This window comes from Hyalangium minutum, assembly GCF_000737315.1.
GTDB lineage: Bacteria > Myxococcota > Myxococcia > Myxococcales > Myxococcaceae > Hyalangium > Hyalangium minutum.
In genome coordinates this window covers 18865-35103 of sequence record NZ_JMCB01000018.1, presented here as the reverse complement: position 1 = coordinate 35103, position 16239 = coordinate 18865, and the positions used below count along the sequence as shown (strand labels likewise).

14 protein-coding genes are annotated in these 16239 nt (G+C 67.8%); 2 read left to right on the top strand and 12 right to left on the bottom strand.

Going from position 1 to position 16239, the window contains the following annotated elements; translation table 11 throughout:
- Positions 1–143: 143 nt before the first annotated feature.
- The 4 genes from DB31_RS34725 to DB31_RS34710 all read right to left on the bottom strand — a co-directional run bounded on the left by DB31_RS34725 (position 144) and on the right by DB31_RS34710 (position 4688).
- Positions 144–1964, bottom strand: a complete 1821-nt coding sequence (locus DB31_RS34725) for a DUF5011 domain-containing protein (protein ID WP_240487018.1) — start codon at positions 1962–1964, stop codon at positions 144–146.
- Positions 1965–2164: 200 nt separating this feature from the next.
- On the bottom strand, positions 2165–2821 hold the full coding sequence (locus tag DB31_RS34720; protein WP_044196388.1) for a hypothetical protein: 657 nt from the start codon (positions 2819–2821) through the stop codon (positions 2165–2167).
- Positions 2822–2843: 22 nt separating this feature from the next.
- A complete protein-coding gene (locus DB31_RS34715) occupies positions 2844–4247 on the bottom strand; it encodes a M50 family metallopeptidase (RefSeq protein WP_063769292.1) in 1404 nt (467 codons plus the stop codon).
- Positions 4248–4259: 12 nt separating this feature from the next.
- The gene (locus DB31_RS34710; RefSeq protein ID WP_044196131.1) at positions 4260–4688 is read right to left on the bottom strand and encodes an NUDIX domain-containing protein; all 429 of its coding nucleotides are present in this window, start codon (positions 4686–4688) and stop codon (positions 4260–4262) included.
- A gap of 43 nt (positions 4689–4731) precedes the next feature.
- On the opposite strand from DB31_RS34710, the gene DB31_RS34705 reads away from it, so the two are divergent.
- Both DB31_RS34705 and acs read left to right on the top strand, forming a co-directional pair.
- On the top strand, positions 4732–5238 hold the full coding sequence (locus DB31_RS34705; RefSeq protein WP_044196130.1) for a hypothetical protein: 507 nt from the start codon (positions 4732–4734) through the stop codon (positions 5236–5238).
- Between the two features lie 75 nt (positions 5239–5313).
- Positions 5314–7275: an acetate--CoA ligase gene (acs, locus tag DB31_RS34700; protein ID WP_044196128.1), complete on the top strand. Its 1962-nt coding sequence runs from the start codon at positions 5314–5316 to the stop codon at positions 7273–7275.
- A gap of 32 nt (positions 7276–7307) precedes the next feature.
- On the opposite strand, the gene DB31_RS34695 is transcribed toward acs, so the two are convergent.
- From DB31_RS34695 to DB31_RS34660, 8 genes are all read right to left on the bottom strand, one after another.
- The gene (locus DB31_RS34695; protein ID WP_083969054.1) at positions 7308–8348 is read right to left on the bottom strand and encodes a trypsin-like serine protease; all 1041 of its coding nucleotides are present in this window, start codon (positions 8346–8348) and stop codon (positions 7308–7310) included.
- 39 nt (positions 8349–8387) lie between these two features.
- The gene (locus tag DB31_RS51710) at positions 8388–9329 is read right to left on the bottom strand and encodes a trypsin-like serine protease (protein WP_420806737.1); all 942 of its coding nucleotides are present in this window, start codon (positions 9327–9329) and stop codon (positions 8388–8390) included.
- A 27-nt stretch (positions 9330–9356) separates the two neighbouring features.
- Complete coding sequence (locus DB31_RS34685) at positions 9357–9986, bottom strand: hypothetical protein (protein WP_044196123.1); 630 nt, start codon at positions 9984–9986, stop codon at positions 9357–9359.
- Positions 9983–10837, bottom strand: a complete 855-nt coding sequence (locus DB31_RS34680) for a ribonuclease HII (RefSeq protein WP_044196121.1) — start codon at positions 10835–10837, stop codon at positions 9983–9985. The genes DB31_RS34685 and DB31_RS34680 overlap by 4 nt, the downstream gene beginning before the upstream one ends.
- An 89-nt stretch (positions 10838–10926) precedes the next feature.
- Entirely contained in the window at positions 10927–11310 is a 384-nt protein-coding gene (locus DB31_RS34675) for a carboxypeptidase-like regulatory domain-containing protein (protein WP_240487017.1), read from the bottom strand.
- Between the two features lie 45 nt (positions 11311–11355).
- Positions 11356–12819, bottom strand: a complete 1464-nt coding sequence (locus DB31_RS34670; protein ID WP_240487016.1) for a tetratricopeptide repeat protein — start codon at positions 12817–12819, stop codon at positions 11356–11358.
- 10 nt (positions 12820–12829) lie between these two features.
- Positions 12830–14599 (bottom strand): M61 family metallopeptidase, encoded by a 1770-nt coding sequence (locus DB31_RS34665; RefSeq protein ID WP_044196119.1) that lies wholly within the window; start codon positions 14597–14599, stop codon positions 12830–12832.
- Between the two features lie 36 nt (positions 14600–14635).
- Positions 14636–16069 (bottom strand): RsmB/NOP family class I SAM-dependent RNA methyltransferase, encoded by a 1434-nt coding sequence (locus tag DB31_RS34660; RefSeq protein ID WP_044196118.1) that lies wholly within the window; start codon positions 16067–16069, stop codon positions 14636–14638.
- Positions 16070–16239 lie beyond the last annotated feature (170 nt).

Here is a 16239-nt window from a genome sequence, read left to right as displayed (position 1 = left end):
CGAGGCGCCGTGTCGTGAGGACTCTCCAAGTGCACGAGCCCCGGAAGTGCCATGGGAGACGGCACTTCCGGGGCTCGTGGACAGCTCTGCGGCTTACTTGAGCACTGAGCGCGCTGCCACTCGCCGCAGGCGCGTGACGCTGGCTACCAGGGGCAGTCGACGACCTCGACGGTGCGCTGCACGGGCGTGGTGCTGTTGCCGCCCGTGTCGGTCAGCGTGTACGTCACCGTATAGGTGCCCTCCGCCCAGCCATTCACCTCGCCCGTGTGCCACACCTGGGCCGTGAGGTTGCCGTAGCACGTGTCCGTGGCCGTCACGCCCGGATCCACCCACTGGCTGCCGCACATGTGCGTGGAGTGGGCCGGCCCCTTGAGGGTCAGCACCGGGGGCGTCCGATCCACCACATTCACCGTCCGCGAGGCATTCGCGGAGCCCGTGGCGTCCCAGGCCGCGTAGCCGACGCTGTAGCTGCCCACCGCGCCCGAGTTCGGCCCCGGTCCCGAGGAGTCCGCGCCCGAGTTGTACGCCGTCACCGGCAGCGCGTCGCCACAGCCATTGAAGGCGTGGGCGCCCGCGTCCACGTACGCCGCCGAGCCGCACTCCAGGGTCATCGTCGCGTCACCATTGAGGACGATGGAGGGCTGACCCGTGGTGCAGTCGCTGGCCACCACATCCGAGACGCGGCGGAACTTGATGCGCTCGTAGCCCACCGCCGGCTCGTACTGCTTGTAAGCCACCAGCTTCTGGTCCGCTCCCAGGGAGGCGGACGCGGGCCGCTCCGCGCCTGTGGAGGTACGAAGGTCCGACAGCGTGTTCTCCGCGCCGGACGCCACCACCCCGTCAGCCGTGACCCGGGTGCTGATCAGCTGGCGCGCTCCATCGCGCGTCGCCTCGTAGGTGACGTGGAAGTTCTGAGCGTCCGCGCTCACGGTGGCCGCTGAAATGGCCCCCGTGCCTACGGTGAAGCTCGTGTCGCTGAACGGCTGTCCCTGTACCTGCGACAGCCTCACCCGCCGGGCCTTCACGACGCCCCCCGCCTCGTTCCAGACCACCAGGAAGGTGCTCCCGTTGTAGGCAATCGCCGGGTTGCTGCCGCCCGAGTCGGCCACCGTGAAGAACAAGATCGCCTGGTGCGAGGTTCCCGTGAGCCAGCCGACGCGGATCCGGCCCTGCGGAGTCTCGCTCCAGACGGCCAGGGAGTTGCCCGAGGGCCCCGAGGCCAGCTGGGAATTGAAGGCATTCGGAGCCACGGCAAAGCTCGAGGTGGTGGTGATGACCTGTCCCGAGGGCTGCACATAGGCCCCGTAGAGCGACCAGCCCGAAACCATCGTCTCCCAGAGGACCAGGAAGTAGCTCCCAGTGAAGGTCACCGTCGGGTTTTGGGTGATCCCGGAGTTGGAGATGAAGCTGATCTGGATGGGGCCACTGTCGAGCACCGCTCCATCCGAGGCCCTCACTCGCTTGCCGAAGATGTCCTCGCGGTAGCTGTAGTTGCTGGGACGGTACTTGCCGTAGACCACCAGGAAGTTCGTTCCATCGAAAGCGGCGGTGGGCTTTGCCACGCTCTCGTACTGCGTCTGCGTGTCGATGACGAGCGGCGAGGCATCCAGCACGGCTCCGTCGGAAGCGCGCACGCGCGCCGCCAGGATCATCGCGGTGTCGGCGATGAACTCCTTCCACACCACGAGGTAGAGGCCGTTGCCCGCCGTGACGGAGGGCGTCACCTGGGACTTCGAGACATAGGAGTGGAAGATCGGAACACCGGCCTCGGAAGAAGGGGTGAACGCGCTGGGCGCTACTCCGTCTTTGCCCGAGGTCCATGTCCTCGCCATCACGTCTTCGACATCCCCTGGCAAGGGGCCGGACTCGGCGGGGGCCGTGGAGCCACACGCCGAGAGCACGCTGAGGAGGGTACAGAGCGATAGCATCAACGACAGCCGGGAGCTGTTCACTAAAGGAGTCATGGTCATCATCGCTGTCTTGGGGGCTCTCTCGCCCGACGCGAGAGAGGGGCAGGGCACTGCCCGCGCGAAGGATGACTCAGTTCTTTCCGAGGATCATCGAGTTCCCGGAATGAAGCGCTCTCTGTTATCGCTTTCATTTCCGCACAGGGAATGGCGCCGTCTCACCCTGTAAGGGAATGCTGCCCAGCATGAGGTGGGCGTCAGTGGACGCTGAGGCTCGCGGGTACGGTGACCTGGGTGCCAGCGTCGGGCTTTTGTTTCTGCTCGGCCTCGGGGATGGGCCGCAGCGGCGTGTCGAGCCCCATGGCCTTGCGCCGCTCCAGATCCTTCTCCTTGGCCGCCGCGAGCGCCCGGGCGTTGTTCTCCGCCATCCTCGCGGGATCTGGCCCGGCGATCAGGAAGCCCACGGGCGCGCTCAGGAACAGGATGATGACCATCGCCAGCCAGGCGAAGTCCCGCAGCCGGAACTGGGCCACGCGCTCCTTCGCCACCGAGTGCTGAACGATCAGGTGGAGCTGGCCCTCGGTGAGGCGCAGCGTGGTGCCCTCGGGAAGCTCCACGGTGGCACGGCCCTCGTGCTGCTCGAGCTGGGAGATGGGGACTTCGTGGAACGCGTCGCCCTTCGTGCTGCGCTCCAGCTTCGCGCTGGGGGGCACGAAGATGCGGTAGCCGCGCTCGGTGCGCTCGGCCAGGAGGAAGGGCTCCTCGGGCAGGGTGAAGCCATAGAGCGGCAGCGGGGCCTTCTCGTCGGGCGCGGCGAGGACCCGGGGCTTCTCGGGGCCGAAACTCCAGGCCTCCGCCAGGGAGGTTCCCCAGTACAGCTCGCAAAAGAGGCCGACGTTGACTTGGCGATTCATGGACCGTCCGAGAATAGAGCCTTCACCCTGCGTCAGCAGCAGCGCCTGCGTCTCGCGGAGCACTTCCCGCATCCAGGACGCTCCCTGGTCCGGCCAGTGCCCCGGCATCCGAGGGTCCCCCTGCTGCCGGAGGGACTCCCGCGTCCGGAGGGACTCCCGCGTCTGGAGGAACTCCCGCATCCCTAGGAGGAACTCCTCCATCCGAGGCGGGCCCCGGACTCGGCGCTCCCCGGACCTCCGGGGAGGGACGCCCTGCGTCCGACACCATCCCGGGGGAAGAGGTTCCCGCGTCCGAGGAAGGCACCCCGGCATCGAGGACCAGCGTCTGACTGGTGGTATCCCCAGCAGCCGGGGGAGCAGGCGAAGGCGGCGCGCCGGACGGAGGAGGGGCAGAGCCCGAGGGAAGGAACCGCCGTACCTCCTCGACGGCCACGAACACGATGGCCGCGGCCAGCACCAGGAAGCCCAGTGCGGTCGCCAGGGTCTCCACCTTGGGGGACATGGGCCGCCTGCGGGCCAGCTCGATGACGAGGAACAGCAGCCGCCCGCCATCCAGCCCGGGCACGGGGACGAGGTGCAGGAGCGACAGTGCCACCGAGAGAGCCACCAGCACCCGCAAGAAGGAGTCCCATCCACTGGAGGCGGCGCCCGAGGACTGCCGCACCAAGGCCACGGAGCTGGGCGGCTCCGCCGTGGGAGCCCGTCCGGCCACCACGCTCCAGACGAGCGAGAGCGCTTCGGCGGCCACGCGCTGGCTGTGCAAGAGCGACTGGGTCAGGGCCTCGCCCGGCGGGTGCTCCTTATAGACGTACTGCTGGCTCACGCCGATGCGGCCCACCCCGCGCTCATCCGGGCGGGGGCGCACCTGCACGACGCGCGAGTCCTCATGGCGCACGATGACGAGCGTCCGCTCCTGGCCGGGGCTCTTGCCGATGATCTCGACGAAGTCCGACCAGCTCTTCACCGGCTGGCCATCCACGCTGAGGATGCGATCGCCCGGGAGCATCTGCGCTCGGGCCGCCTCCGAGCCCGGCGTCACGGTGCCCACCGTGAGAGGAACCACCACGTGGGTGCCTGAGGTGTACAGCGTGAAGAGGACGCCCAGGGCGAACAGGTAGTTGGCCAGCGAGCCCGCGAGCGTGATGACCACGCGCTTCCAGGCCCGCTGTGCCGAGTAGCTCCGAGGATCCGTGGGATCCAGCCCCGCCACGTGGGGGTTCATCCCGTGGAGGTGGGCCGACGCGCCAATGGGGATGGCGGCGATGACGAACTCGGTGCCGAACAGCCGGAAGGACAGCAGGGGCGGCCCAAAGCCCAGCGAGAACCGGGGCACGCTCACGCCGAGCAGCCGCGCGGCCACGAGGTGTCCCAGCTCGTGCACGGCCAGCAGCAGGCCGAGGGCGAGGAGGGCCAGGAGGGCGTACATCCGGGCGGCGCTTCAGATCTTCCGGCGCTGGCCGGTCCGCTTGTAGGCCAGGTAGTCGGAGAGGATGGTGCCGTGATCGAAGCAGAGATCCGGCGGGAGGGCGTTCAAGGGGAACGTGCGGGCCTCGGCGGCGTCATCGGAGCCCTGGGGCTCTCCCTGGGCGCGGCCAATGTAGACGGTGGAGACGGTGTGCTTGCGCGGGTCGCGCTTCGGGTCCGAGTAGGTGAAGAACTGCTCCACGAGCTCCACGGTGAGGCCGGTCTCCTCGCGGGCCTCGCGCACGGCGGCGGCGTGGAGGGGCTCTCCCTCGTCCACGAAGCCACCGGGCAGGGCCCAGCCGAGGGGTGGGTTCTTGCGGCGGATGAGGACGATTCGCTCACCGGACAGCTCGATGATGCAGTCCACGGTGGGTGTGGGGTTCTTGAACTGTTTCTCGGCCATGGGCCGGACACTCTACCCCGGGGCGCGGGATGAGACTGCATGGATGCGCGGGGTTGGTTATGGTGGGCGCGTGTCCACCCGCCGCCTTCTCCTGCCTGTCCTGCTGCTGACCGTGGGCTTTAGCCTCGGCTGCAACTCCTTCGTCCAGAACCCGGGGCACTACGATCTCGACTACACCGAGATCTTCCTCGACGACTGCGGCCTGCTGCCCCCCAAAGATCCTCCGTCGTTGTGGGATGGCTCGTTGCTCATTACTGGACAGGTGGTGCGCATGGACTTCGAGCTGCTGGAGATGCAGCTGGTGGGGCGCTTCCTGGCGTCGGGGGAGAAGTTCGCGGTGGATGGCAGCGTGGCCAACGCGGAGGTCCCCATCAACGGGCAGACGTGTCTGCTGGACCAGGTGAGCGTGCACCTGGAGGGAGACACGGTCTGCGCCACCCAGTTTCGCGGTGTGCTGCGGGTGCGCTACGAGGCCCGGCGCCCGGACAGCTGTGTCTGCGAGGTCCGGGCGCGCTTCAATGCCGTACAGGACGGCCTGCGGTGTGAATAGTGGCCTTGAGCCCAGGCTGCACCCGACCTAGACAGTCCGTAACATCTTGCTGTTGTCCTGCTTGGAGGGGAGCCCATGGCTGAGTCGCAGCGTCCGTCGCAAGAGATCCAGTCCGTCCTGTCGGAGAACCGTGTCTTCCCGCCACCTCCAGAGTTCTCGAAGCGGGCGCACATCAAGAGCATGGAGGACTACCGCCGGCTCTGGGACGAGGCGGCGAAGGATCCGGAAGCCTACTGGGGTGCCCGGGCGCGAGAGGAGCTCTACTGGAAGGAGCCCTTCCAGACGGTGCTGGACTGGAAGGCGCCGAACGCGCGCTGGTTCGTCGAGGGCCGGACGAACCTGGCTTACAACTGTCTGGATCGGCACCTGCCGAAGCTGAAGGACAAGCCAGCGATTCTCTTCGAGGGCGAGCCGGGGGATCGGCGGACGGTCACCTACGGCGAGCTGTCGGCGATGGTGAACCGGCTGGCGAACGGGCTGAAGTCGCTGGGGGTCCGCAAGGGGGACCGGGTGGGGATCTACCTGCCCATGGTGCCCGAGGCGGCGGTGGCGATGCTGGCGTGCGCGCGGATTGGCGCGGTGCACTCGGTGGTGTTCGGTGGCTTCTCCGCGGAGGCGCTGCAGGAGCGCATGAACGACGCGGGGGCGAAGGTGCTCCTCACGGCGGACGGCGGTTGGCGCAAGGGCGCGGTGGTGCCGCTGAAGAAGAACGTGGACGCGGCGCTGCCGAACATGAAGACGGTGGAGAAGGTGGTGGTGCTGAAGCGGGCGGGGGATGCGGGGACGCCGGGGCCCAAGGATGTGAGCTGGGAGGAGTTGGTCCGCGGGCAGAGCGACACGTGTGAGCCGGAGTGGGTGGAGGCGGAGCATCCGCTGTTCATCCTCTACACGTCGGGCTCGACGGGGAAGCCGAAGGGGGTGCTGCACACCACGGCGGGCTACGCGGTGAGCATCTCGCTGACGACGCGGTGGGTGTTCGACCTGCGAGAGGACGACATCTACTGGTGCACGGCGGACGTGGGCTGGGTGACGGGGCACAGCTACGTGGTGTACGGGCCGCTGATGAACGGGGTGACGACGGTCATCTACGAGGGCGCGCCCACGCAGCCAGGGCCGGATCGGTTCTGGGAGATCATCGCGCGGTACAAGGCGACGATCCTCTACACGGCGCCCACGGCGATCCGCGCGTTCATGCGGCTGGGGGAGGAGTACCCGCGCAAGCACGACATGAGCTCGCTGCGGCTGCTGGGCTCGGTGGGTGAGCCGATCAACCCCGAAGCGTGGATCTGGTATCGGGACGTGATTGGTGGCGGGCGGTGCCCGGTGGTGGACACGTGGTGGCAGACGGAGACAGGCGGGATCATGATCTCGCCGCTGCCAGGAGCGACGCCGACGAAGCCGGGCTCGGCGACGCTCCCATTGCCGGGCATCCACGCGGAGATCCTGGATCGGCAGGGCAATCCGGTGCCGAAGGGGCAGGGTGGCCTGCTGTTCGTGACGAAGCCGTGGCCGTCGATGTTGCGCACGGTGTACGGAGATCCGGAGCGGTACGTGAAGACGTACTTCAGCGAGCTGCCGGGCAAGTACTTCACGGGCGACGGGGCGCGGACAGATCAGGACGGATACTTCTGGCTGATGGGGCGCGTGGATGACGTGGTGAACGTGGCGGGGCACCGCCTGGGCACAGCCGAGGTAGAGAGCGCACTGGTGTCGCACCCACGCATCGCCGAGGCGGCGGTGGTGGGGCGTCCGGACGATCTGAAGGGCACGGCGCTGGTGGCCTTCGTGACGCTGAAGAAGGGGACGCCGCCGTCGCCGGAGCTGAAGAAGGAACTGGCGACGCACGTGACGAAGGAGATCGGCGCGATCGCGCGGCCGGACGAGATCCGGTTCGCGGAGGGCCTGCCGAAGACGCGCTCCGGGAAGATCATGCGCCGCCTGCTGCGCGACGTCGCCGCGGGCAAGCAGACGACGGGAGACACCACGACGCTCGAGGACCTCAACGTGCTGGCGACGCTGCGCCAGGACGAGGAGTAGTCACCGGCTCGGGCACACCGCAGGTGCGGTACCTATGGAGCGATAGGTACCGCACCTGAGTGGCTCAGTTCTTTATTCAGCCACTCCCGGTAAGCGAAGACGCTGGTGAAGATGGAGGAGGTGCCGTCGTTCCCGAAGGCGCTGATCACCCCCACCAGCACGCGATTGCCCGTCTTGCTGAAGCACCCTCCGCCACTGTCACCTCCATAGACTCGAGGAGCTGGCGTGGCACCTTGGGGTGGGGCGCGGGCCAGGAACTTGATGCTGTCTGGCGCCAGCCGCTCGACTGTCTCGATGACGCTCTCGCCATAGTGGCGATCGCCAAACTCCGTGGTGGTGCCGTTGTCCTCCCCAAAGCCGAGGCCCACCATCACGATGGGGGAGCCCACTTGAACCTCCTTGTCGGGAAGGGCGATGGGGCGGAAGCGTTCCCGGACAGGCGTGGCCAGGTGGATGAGCGCGAGGTCCGCTTCCCTGAACCATGAAGTTCCCATGGCATCGTCGAGCACGAGCAGCTTGGGGTGAGGGTGGATGACTTTTCCGCTGTATCTGCCCAGCCGAAGGCTGGGTGGAGTATCGGGGGGCGAAGGGAGGTATTCGACTACCTCGACGCGAACGTTGGGCGCGCAAAGCGAGGAGTCGATGAGGGTGGCCGTGTTGGCAAGGATCCGCTTCCTCTGGGCGTCGATAGAGGCTCGCTCCGCAGCGGAGCGCCCGCTGGAGGGCAGGGCCTCTCGGAGCCTCCGGTCCAACTCTGCGCGGGCGTCAGGTGTGGAGAGCTTTCTCTTCATACAGACGCAATGGCCTGCCGTCAGCAGTTCTTGAGGGCTGATGAGCACCCCGCTGCAGTGCTCCGAGCCGTCCTCTCGCTTGGCGCCGGTGTGGATCGCGACGTTGGACAAGTAGCGATTCTTGGCGTCCAGGGCTCCCGGATACACGGCGGAAGTGCTATCGCCGATGAACAGCGCTCCGGAGAGTTGCTCTGGTGCTTGAGGTTGCGAGGCGCATCCCACCCATAGGAAGTGAAGCAGGAGGAGGGAGAGTCGCTGCGAGGGGCGGACGTGGAGAGGCATGGGAGGGTTCCGGGACGTGCACGCAGTCGTCCATTGCCTTCACTGCGGCAGGGAAGAGCGCGGGAGCGCTGTGCGCTGCAACGCTTCGAGCAGCCAGTCCTTGTAGACGGAGGTGCTGGTGCACATGGACTCAGGGCCCAGGCCTCGCCGGGAGATTCCCACAAGGGTGGGAACGCCTCTGGTTGTGCGCAGACATGGCCCCCCACTGTCGTCTTGATACGCGGGCCTCGCGGGGGGCGAGAGTGCGATGAAGCCGCTTCCGGTATCGGGGGGCTTCATGACGCGATGGGAGCTGAAGCGCCGGTCTTCGTAGCCTCCCAGGTCGCTCCCGTCGTCCCCGTAGCCTACTGTGACCAACGTCTCACCCGTTTGTGCTTCGGTGTTCGAGAGCTTGACGGGAGTGAAGCGCTCAGTCGCCGGTGTGTTCAACTGGATCAGTGCAAGATCCGCCTGGATGGACTCGATAGCCCCTTGTGCGTCCAGCGAGAGCCTGAAGCGGGGATGCGGCCAGACTGCTCCGATGTACCTCTCCCTTAGGGAACTCAAGGCTTCATTCCGTACCGGTGGAGAGTAAGCCACCCCTGTCACGGTTGCTGTCGCGGCACAGGCAGAGCTATCCAGGACGGTCCTGTTTTCGTTATCAGGTCCGCGAGCGGCTCTGCGCATGCACACGCAGTGAGCCGCAGTGAGAACCCACTGGGGAGCGATGAGCACTCCACTGCATTCCTGATGGATCTCTGGTGCGTTCGCCTCGACCAGGACGGTCGAAGAGTGGCGATTGCTGAGATCCAGCTCCCCATCCAGAAGCCGCGAAGGCTTGCCGAAGGGAGCACTCTGATCCAGGCGGAGGGGGGGGATACCACTGTCCTGGACACTCTCGACGTGAGAGAAGTCTTCCTTGGGCTTCTCCGTGCACCCCAAGGATCCGTCCCAGACAAGAGCCCCGAGGATTATCGCGGAGACAAGGGTTGGCGCTCTCATCCGATGATCCATTCAGGTGTCTCGGCCTCAGCGCTTCAAGTGCGTCATGGCCGCGTCGAGCAGCGCGGCCACGCCTCTCCGGGTGACGTGGATCACCTTGCGGCCCACAGGGGGCGGCACGTTCGTGTAGTGCTCGCTCACCTTGTGGTGCAGCTCCGTGGCGCCCCAAATCAAAATGAGGTCCGCCCACTCCACGTTGTGCCGCGCCTTCTCCGCCGTGTGCCGCTCCGTGCCGTCCACCATGCGCAGCTGCACGTGCCCGTCGAGCTGATCCTCCAGCTCCTCCCGCACCGCTGGAGAGCCTCCCACGACCACCACGTTCTGCACGCCCTTTCGCCGACACGCCTCGATGAAGTCCGTGATCGCCCGCCGGTTGTTCGAACCCCCGCAGCTCTCGCAATGGCTTCGGGGATCCACCGCCAGCAGCTCCCGGCCGCTCGCGTACGCCACCGGCTGGCACGCTGGAGCACTGCACACCCGAAAGTAGCGCTCGGCCAGCAGCGCCTCCGCGCGCTCCAGCTTCTGCTCGCTCATGCGAGCCTTCTTCGGGTTGATGATCTTCGCTTCTTCCAGCGTCGCGCGAGCCCGAGCCCGTGAATCCGGGAGTGTGATGCCCCGCTCCGCCAACCACGCATCGATATCGCGATCAGCGCTCACGGTTCAGGAGGATCCGAAGGAGGGGGTGGGAACAGCTCGGCCTGCAGCGGCACCAGTCCCAGTGCCTCTCGCACCGGCCCGAAGCTGCGCCGGTGGATCGGCAACACGCCCTTCTCCTTGATCGCCTGGAAGTGCTGCGGCGTCGGGTAGCCCTTGTGCGAGGCCAGTCCATAGCCCGGATACTGTGCGTCCAGCGCCGACATCATCCGGTCGCGTGTCGTCTTCGCGATGATGGACGCCGCCGCGATGCTCATCGACAGCGCGTCCCCATGGATGATGCCCTTCTGCGGACACGGACACTCCGGGATGGTGCGGGCATCCACCAGCGCGTACTCCGGCACCCTCACCAGTCCCTGCACCGCACGCCGCATCGCCTGCAGCCCCGCGTGGTAGATGTTGATGCGGTCGATCTCCTCCACCTCCGCCACGCCCACCGCCCACGCCACCGCGTCCCGCTTGATGGCGACTGCCAGCTCCTCCCGGCGCTCCTCGTCCAGGATCTTCTTCGAGTCGTCCAACCCCTTGAGTCGGTAGTTCTTGGGCAGAATCGCCGCCGCCGCCACCACCGGGCCCGCGAGCGGAGCCATTCCCGCCTCGTCCACCCCGGCCACGCGCTCCATTCCCTGCGTCCACAGCTCCAACTCGTAGCGCAGCAGGTGGCGCAGCCGCTGGCCCTCGGAGCGGTTCTTCTCCTGCCGAGCCCGGATCTTGCCGGCGAGCGAGCGAGCCCCCTGCCGTCTGTCCGCCTCCAAGGCCTCCAAGAACCCCCGGGGAACAGGCTGACAGCGCTCGAGGAACCGATCGGTTAACTCGGACAGGGGCGCTTGCAGGAGCTCTTCCAAATGGGGCATGACCCCCGAAGGCTAGCGACCTGTCGATTGCAGAACAACCTCCGGATTCAGGGGGCTCGCCAGAGCGCCTACCCTACAGGTAGTGGACGCTATGGGTTGAGCTGCAACGTCACGGTGTCCGGGTCTGGCTGGCAGTGGCAGTCGTCACACAGCCACTGTACCTCGGTGGCGGGCGAGACCTTGGAGCCCGCAGTGGCGTACAGCCGAGTCCGGCCCGGGGCGAGCGACTCGTTGACCGCCCTGCTGACGCCCACCTCGTTGGTGACCCCTGTGATGCTCTCCTGGCTCTCCTCGTTGATGGCGGTGACGGTGGCCCCCTTCACGAGGACTCCGTCCGCTGTGACTACCTCCACCTTCAACGACACCAACTCCTCCGAGCACACGTCCCCACCCCTGTTCACCACGGGCCTGTTGTCACAGGCCGATAGGCAGGCAAGGCCCAGCACCACGGAGATCATCCGCAACCGAGACATGGCTCCCAAGGTGGTGCTGGCCCCGCACGGCGGCAACACGCACCGTTAGGAAGTCGGCGAAAGGTGGGTTTGGGCGAAGCGCGAGGCGTCCGTGTTCGGATAGCGGTGAACGACGTAGCGGTAGATGCTCTCGGCGCGCTCGGGCTCCTTCAGGCGCTCGGCGTACACGCGGGCCAGCAGCACCAGGGCGCGCGAGGCGGCAGGCCCGTCCGGCGCCACGTCCGCCGCGGACTCCAGCGCCTGCACCGCGAGCTCGTACTGCCCCTGGGCCACCGCCGCTTGCCCCACGAAGAGGTGGTGGGCAGCGTCCACCTGCTTGAGGAAGCGCGGCTCTTTCAGCTCGGGGTAGAGGGACAGGGCCTTGCCGGTATCGCGGGCCTCCACCGCCTGGGCCAACGCGGCCAGCGTCTCGCCGATGGGGACGGGCACGACGGTGGGATCCGGCTCCGGCGCGGCCAGGGGGCCTCGGAAGGGTGGCGGCTCCGCGCGAGGCTGGACTACCCCGAGCACGGGCTCCAGGTAGTCCGAGGCGTCGCCATACTCGAGCACATCCCCTCGGTTGTAGAGGACCAGCCCGAGCACGCGCGCCATCATGAAGGGGACGAAGCAGGTGACGAGCTCCGCGGCCAACGCGGAGAGCACGGGCATCCCCAGCCAGAGGATGCCCGCGGCCACGAGCCGCGCCACCACCAGCGCCACGGCGAGCACCGCCAGCGCGCCCAGCGTCACGGTGAAGTCGCGGCCGAGCCGGAGCGCGTTGCCGATGACCGCCACCGGGTTGAGCATCTTCACCAGGTTGTGCCCGGCGGCCGCAGCCAGGAGCACCATCGGCAGGTAGGCCGCTCCGGCCAGGACGAGCAGCCAGAGGATCGGATCCGTCAGCGCCTGGGACCAGTCGAGCTGAGGCATCGCGCCGCTGATATAGAACTCGGGGGTCTCCAGCAGCTGATTGACTTCCTTCTGGGCGCCCCAGTCCTTGATGAAGAACAGATAGAGGAGCCCCGGCAGCCACAGCAGCGATGTGCCCAGGATGCCCCGGAGCGCCGGTGCCACGCAGTCGCCGTAGAGATCCGTGAACTCGGGCGCGTCCAGCTCCTTCTCCCCGCGAGCCGTAGAGCGGATGACGTGGAAGAAGGCGCTCCAGAAGAACCCAATTCCGAACAGCGCGGGCAGCCACTTGAGCAGCAGGAACGTCTCCGCCGCGAGCCACCGGCAGAGCGCCAGCATGACGCTGAGCGACGTCAGGACGATCAGCCCGTTCTGGGTGAAGGGGTAGCGCCAGACGTCGCGCAGCCGCACGGCGAGGGGGATTCGCGAACGGTGGACGAGGATCGGCAGCACCCGGCCCTGGCACAGCTCGCAGGAGAGGTATTCCGTGGAGATGGCCCGGCGAGTGGCCACGCAGTCCGGGCACAGCGCGGCCTGGCAGTTGTCACAGCGCCAGCCCGCGTTGGCCTCAGGATGGCGTTGGCAGACTGCAGGCGCGGTGTTCTGCAAGAAGCCGCTCATGCGGCGCAGCTTATCCCGCCGCCTCGTCCCACGCTGCCCCCAGCCAGGCGTGGAAGGCGGCCTTCTGCGCGTCGGTGGGCTTGTCCACGCGGCTCAGGTACACGGTGTCCGCGGGCCGCTGGCCCAGCATGACGGGCAGCTCCATCAGCTTGTCGCGGCGGAAGAGCGTGATGCGCACCAGCTCTCCGGGGCGCCGGTCCTCGCACCGGCTCAGCAGTGAGGCGCCGTCCACCTTGTACCCATCGAGCGCCACCACCTCGTCCTCGGGGTAGAGGCCCGCCTCCATCGCTGGCGAGCCCTCCGCCACCCAGGCCACCGTGGCGTTGCCCTTGAAGGCGAGCCCCACCCAGCCCTTGGGTTTCGCCTCACTGGCCTTGCGAGGCGGCGGGGTGCCGCCCTTGTCGGCGGAGGACTCGCGCACGCGGAAGCCCACCTCGAGGCCCACGTGCGAGAAGACGGAGTAGTCCAGTTCTTCCGTGGAGCGCACGGCCCGGTCGAAGAAGGGGCGCAGGTCCTTGCCGGCCACCTCGCTCATGATGGCCTCCACTGCCTCCTCCGGCACGCCCGAGCCATCTCCATAGCGCTGCCACAGCAGACGCACCGCGTCGTCCAGGCCCTTGGCATCCCCCGTGGCGCGGCGGATCTCCAGATCCAGCAGCGCGCACACCACCTCGCCCTTCAGGTAGTAGGAGATGGCGCTGTTGGCCGAGTTCTCGTCCGGGCGGTAGTGCTTGATCCAGCTCATCAACGACGCATCGGCCAGCGTCTGGACGCGGCGGCCTGGAGTGCCGTGCAGGGTGGTGAGCGTCTCGCCGAGCCGGTTGAGGTAGCGGTTGGCGGACATCAGCCCCGCGCGGCGCACGAAGAGGTTGTCGTAGTACGACGTCATCCCCTCGAAGGCCCAGAGCAGGGCGGTGTAGTTCTCCTGGGAGTAGTCGAAGGGCACCAGCGCGCGCGGCTTGACGCGCTTGATGTTCCACAGGTGGAAGTACTCGTGCGCGGCCAGCGTGAGGAAGTCCTCCCAGCCCCGGCTGTTCTGCAGCGAGGCCCGAGGGAACAGCAGCGCCGTGGAGGCACTGTGCTCCAGCCCGCCGCGCCCCTTGTCCGTGAGGTACACGAGGAACAGGTAGCGCTTCATGGGCAGCCCACCCAGCATCCGCGCCTCGGCCTCGCAGATGCGCTGGAGGTCCGCCGTCAGCTTGTCCGGATCCGCGGGCAGGTCTCCCCAGACGACCACCTCGTGCGGCACGCCCGCGGCGACGAAGGACAGTGGCCAGTGAGGGCCCACCTCGAAGGGACTGTCGATCAGCGTGTCGTAGTCTGGGGCGAGGAAGACGCCGTCCTGCTGATCGAGCGCGCAGAACGTCTTCCAGCCCTCGGGAGCGGCCACGGTGACGCGGTGCTCGTGGTGGCGCGTGGCCTCCGTGTAGAGGAGGAGGGTGGCGCCGTTGAAGTAGCCGTGCGAGCCGTCCAGGTGGCTCGTGCGCACCGTCAGCTCGTGGGCGTAGACGCGGTAGCGCAGCGTCACGGCCCGGCCACCGGCCTTCACGCGGAAGGTGCGCTTGTCCGTGCGCTGAACTGGGAGCGGCTCGTCCTGGGGGCCCACCGCCGTCACGTCCTGGAGGTGCCGTGCATACTCGCGCACCAGGTAGCTGCCCGGAGTCCACACGGGCAGGACGGCATCGAGCACATCGGGGCCCGCGGGGAAGGTCGCCTCCACTTCGAACAGGTGCGAGTGCGGGCGGGACATCGAGACGCGATAGCGGACGGCTTCCGGCATTGCCAAGGCTCTCTGGCGAGGGGGAACTCCCCCAGCTTACTTTGCCCGGACCAGGATCGCCCCGAAGAACCCATCGGTTCCGTGCAGGTGGGGGGCCAGCCGCAGGAAGGGGCCTTGGCTCACCTTTTCGCCCAGCTCGGGACCCAGCTCCGCAGAGATGGGGCGCACCGAGAAATTCGGGTGGCGCGACAGGAAGTCTTCCACCACGGCTTCGTTCTCCTCGCGGAGGACGCTACACGTCCCGTAGATGAGCCGGCCGCCCGGCTTGACCATCGTGGAGAAGCGCTCCAGCAGGGCCTTCTGGCGCGCCACGTGGGTGGCCAGGTCCTCGGGGGTGAGGCGGTAGCGGGCGTCCGGCTTGCGGCGGTAGGTGCCCGTGCCGCTGCAGGGGGCATCCACCAGCACGCGGTCCGCCTTGTCCTTCAGCGCCGCGATGGCTTCGTCGGCGGAAGGGCCCTCGGGGGGGATGACCTGGGTGCGGACATTGTGGACACCGGCGCGGCGGGCGCGCTTGCGCAGCTCCTCGATGCGGGTGGTATCCACGTCCAAGGCGTGGAGATCGCCCCGGTTCTTCATCTGCGCGGCGAGCTGCAGCGTCTTTCCACCGGCTCCGGCGCAGGCGTCCACCACCCGCGTGGGCGGGGCGTCCACGAGCATGCCGAGCAGCTGGCTGCCCTCGTCCTGGATCTCGAAGAGGCCGTCTTTGAAGGCCTGGAGGGAGAAGGCGTTGACGCGCGTGCCCAGCCACAGACCCATGGAGGAGAGGGGAGTGGGCTGGTTCTCGACGCCCTCGGCCGCGAGCTGTTTCTGGAGGGCCGTGCGATCGCCCTTGAGCAGGTTGGCGCGGGCGGTGAGGGGGGCGCGCTCATTCATGGCCTCCATGGCGCGCTCGGCGTCGTCACCGAACGTTTCGCGGAACTTCCGGGCCAGGAAGTCGGGCAGCGAAGCGGCCACGGGGAAGCGCTGGTCTCGCGGGAGGCTGTCCAGCGCCGCGGCGGCCTCCGGGAGCGCTTCGAGGGCCGCAGCGTCGGCGCCCGTGAGTGCGGAGTCCTTGGCCACGGTGGCGGTGGGCTCTCCGTGGAGGATGCGCGAGGCGGCCAGCCGGAGCACGTCCTGACGGGTCGTCTGGAGCTCCTCGAAGCCGCGGCGTGCGTGGGAGAGGAGATAGTCCACGGTGCGCTGTCGCCGGAGCAGGGCGTAGACGCGCTCGGAGACGGCGCGGCGCTCGGAGGAGTAGAGGTGGGCCTTGCGCCGCAGGGTGAAGTCGAGCGCCCGGTCGGCGAGGCGGCCCTCGTGCCTCACCAGGGCATAGGCCTCCAGGGAGGCCTGGAGGACGAGGTCCTCCCGGAGTGGGCGGGGAGAGCGGGCCTCGGCGGCCTCGTGAGCGGCCCTGGAGATTTTCGCCTTCGGGGCAGGGTACTTCGAGCCAGAGGGCTTCTTCTTCGAGGGCGGACGGTTGGGTTTTTTCATGGCGGACCTGCGGTGTAGGTGCCCATCGCATCCCGGCCGCCTGCTGGCAAGCGCAGAGAATCGAGGCGTCCAGCAGAACGCAGGCTACCGCAGGAGGAGAGATACCTCCTGGGTGGTACAGCCCTGCCACCTTCCTGCTGCCTACCGTGCATCTCAAAGGAGAGAGGCCG

Bases quoted from the DNA above. Each gene is read 5' to 3' on its own strand.
- DB31_RS34725 (WP_240487018.1), bottom strand. From the start codon at position 1,964: ATGACTCCTTTAGTGAACAGCTCCCGGCTGTCGTTGATGCTATCGCTC.
- DB31_RS34720 (WP_044196388.1), bottom strand. From the start codon at position 2,821: ATGAATCGCCAAGTCAACGTCGGCCTCTTTTGCGAGCTGTACTGGGGA.
- DB31_RS34715 (WP_063769292.1), bottom strand. From the start codon at position 4,247: ATGTACGCCCTCCTGGCCCTCCTCGCCCTCGGCCTGCTGCTGGCCGTG.
- DB31_RS34710 (WP_044196131.1), bottom strand. From the start codon at position 4,688: ATGGCCGAGAAACAGTTCAAGAACCCCACACCCACCGTGGACTGCATC.
- DB31_RS34705 (WP_044196130.1), top strand. From the start codon at position 4,732: ATGCGCGGGGTTGGTTATGGTGGGCGCGTGTCCACCCGCCGCCTTCTC.
- acs (WP_044196128.1), top strand. From the start codon at position 5,314: ATGGCTGAGTCGCAGCGTCCGTCGCAAGAGATCCAGTCCGTCCTGTCG.
- DB31_RS34695 (WP_083969054.1), bottom strand. From the start codon at position 8,348: ATGCCTCTCCACGTCCGCCCCTCGCAGCGACTCTCCCTCCTCCTGCTT.
- DB31_RS51710 (WP_420806737.1), bottom strand. From the start codon at position 9,329: ATGAGAGCGCCAACCCTTGTCTCCGCGATAATCCTCGGGGCTCTTGTC.
- DB31_RS34680 (WP_044196121.1), bottom strand. From the start codon at position 10,837: ATGCCCCATTTGGAAGAGCTCCTGCAAGCGCCCCTGTCCGAGTTAACC.
- DB31_RS34675 (WP_240487017.1), bottom strand. From the start codon at position 11,310: ATGTCTCGGTTGCGGATGATCTCCGTGGTGCTGGGCCTTGCCTGCCTA.
- DB31_RS34670 (WP_240487016.1), bottom strand. From the start codon at position 12,819: ATGAGCGGCTTCTTGCAGAACACCGCGCCTGCAGTCTGCCAACGCCAT.
- DB31_RS34665 (WP_044196119.1), bottom strand. From the start codon at position 14,599: ATGCCGGAAGCCGTCCGCTATCGCGTCTCGATGTCCCGCCCGCACTCG.
- DB31_RS34660 (WP_044196118.1), bottom strand. From the start codon at position 16,069: ATGAAAAAACCCAACCGTCCGCCCTCGAAGAAGAAGCCCTCTGGCTCG.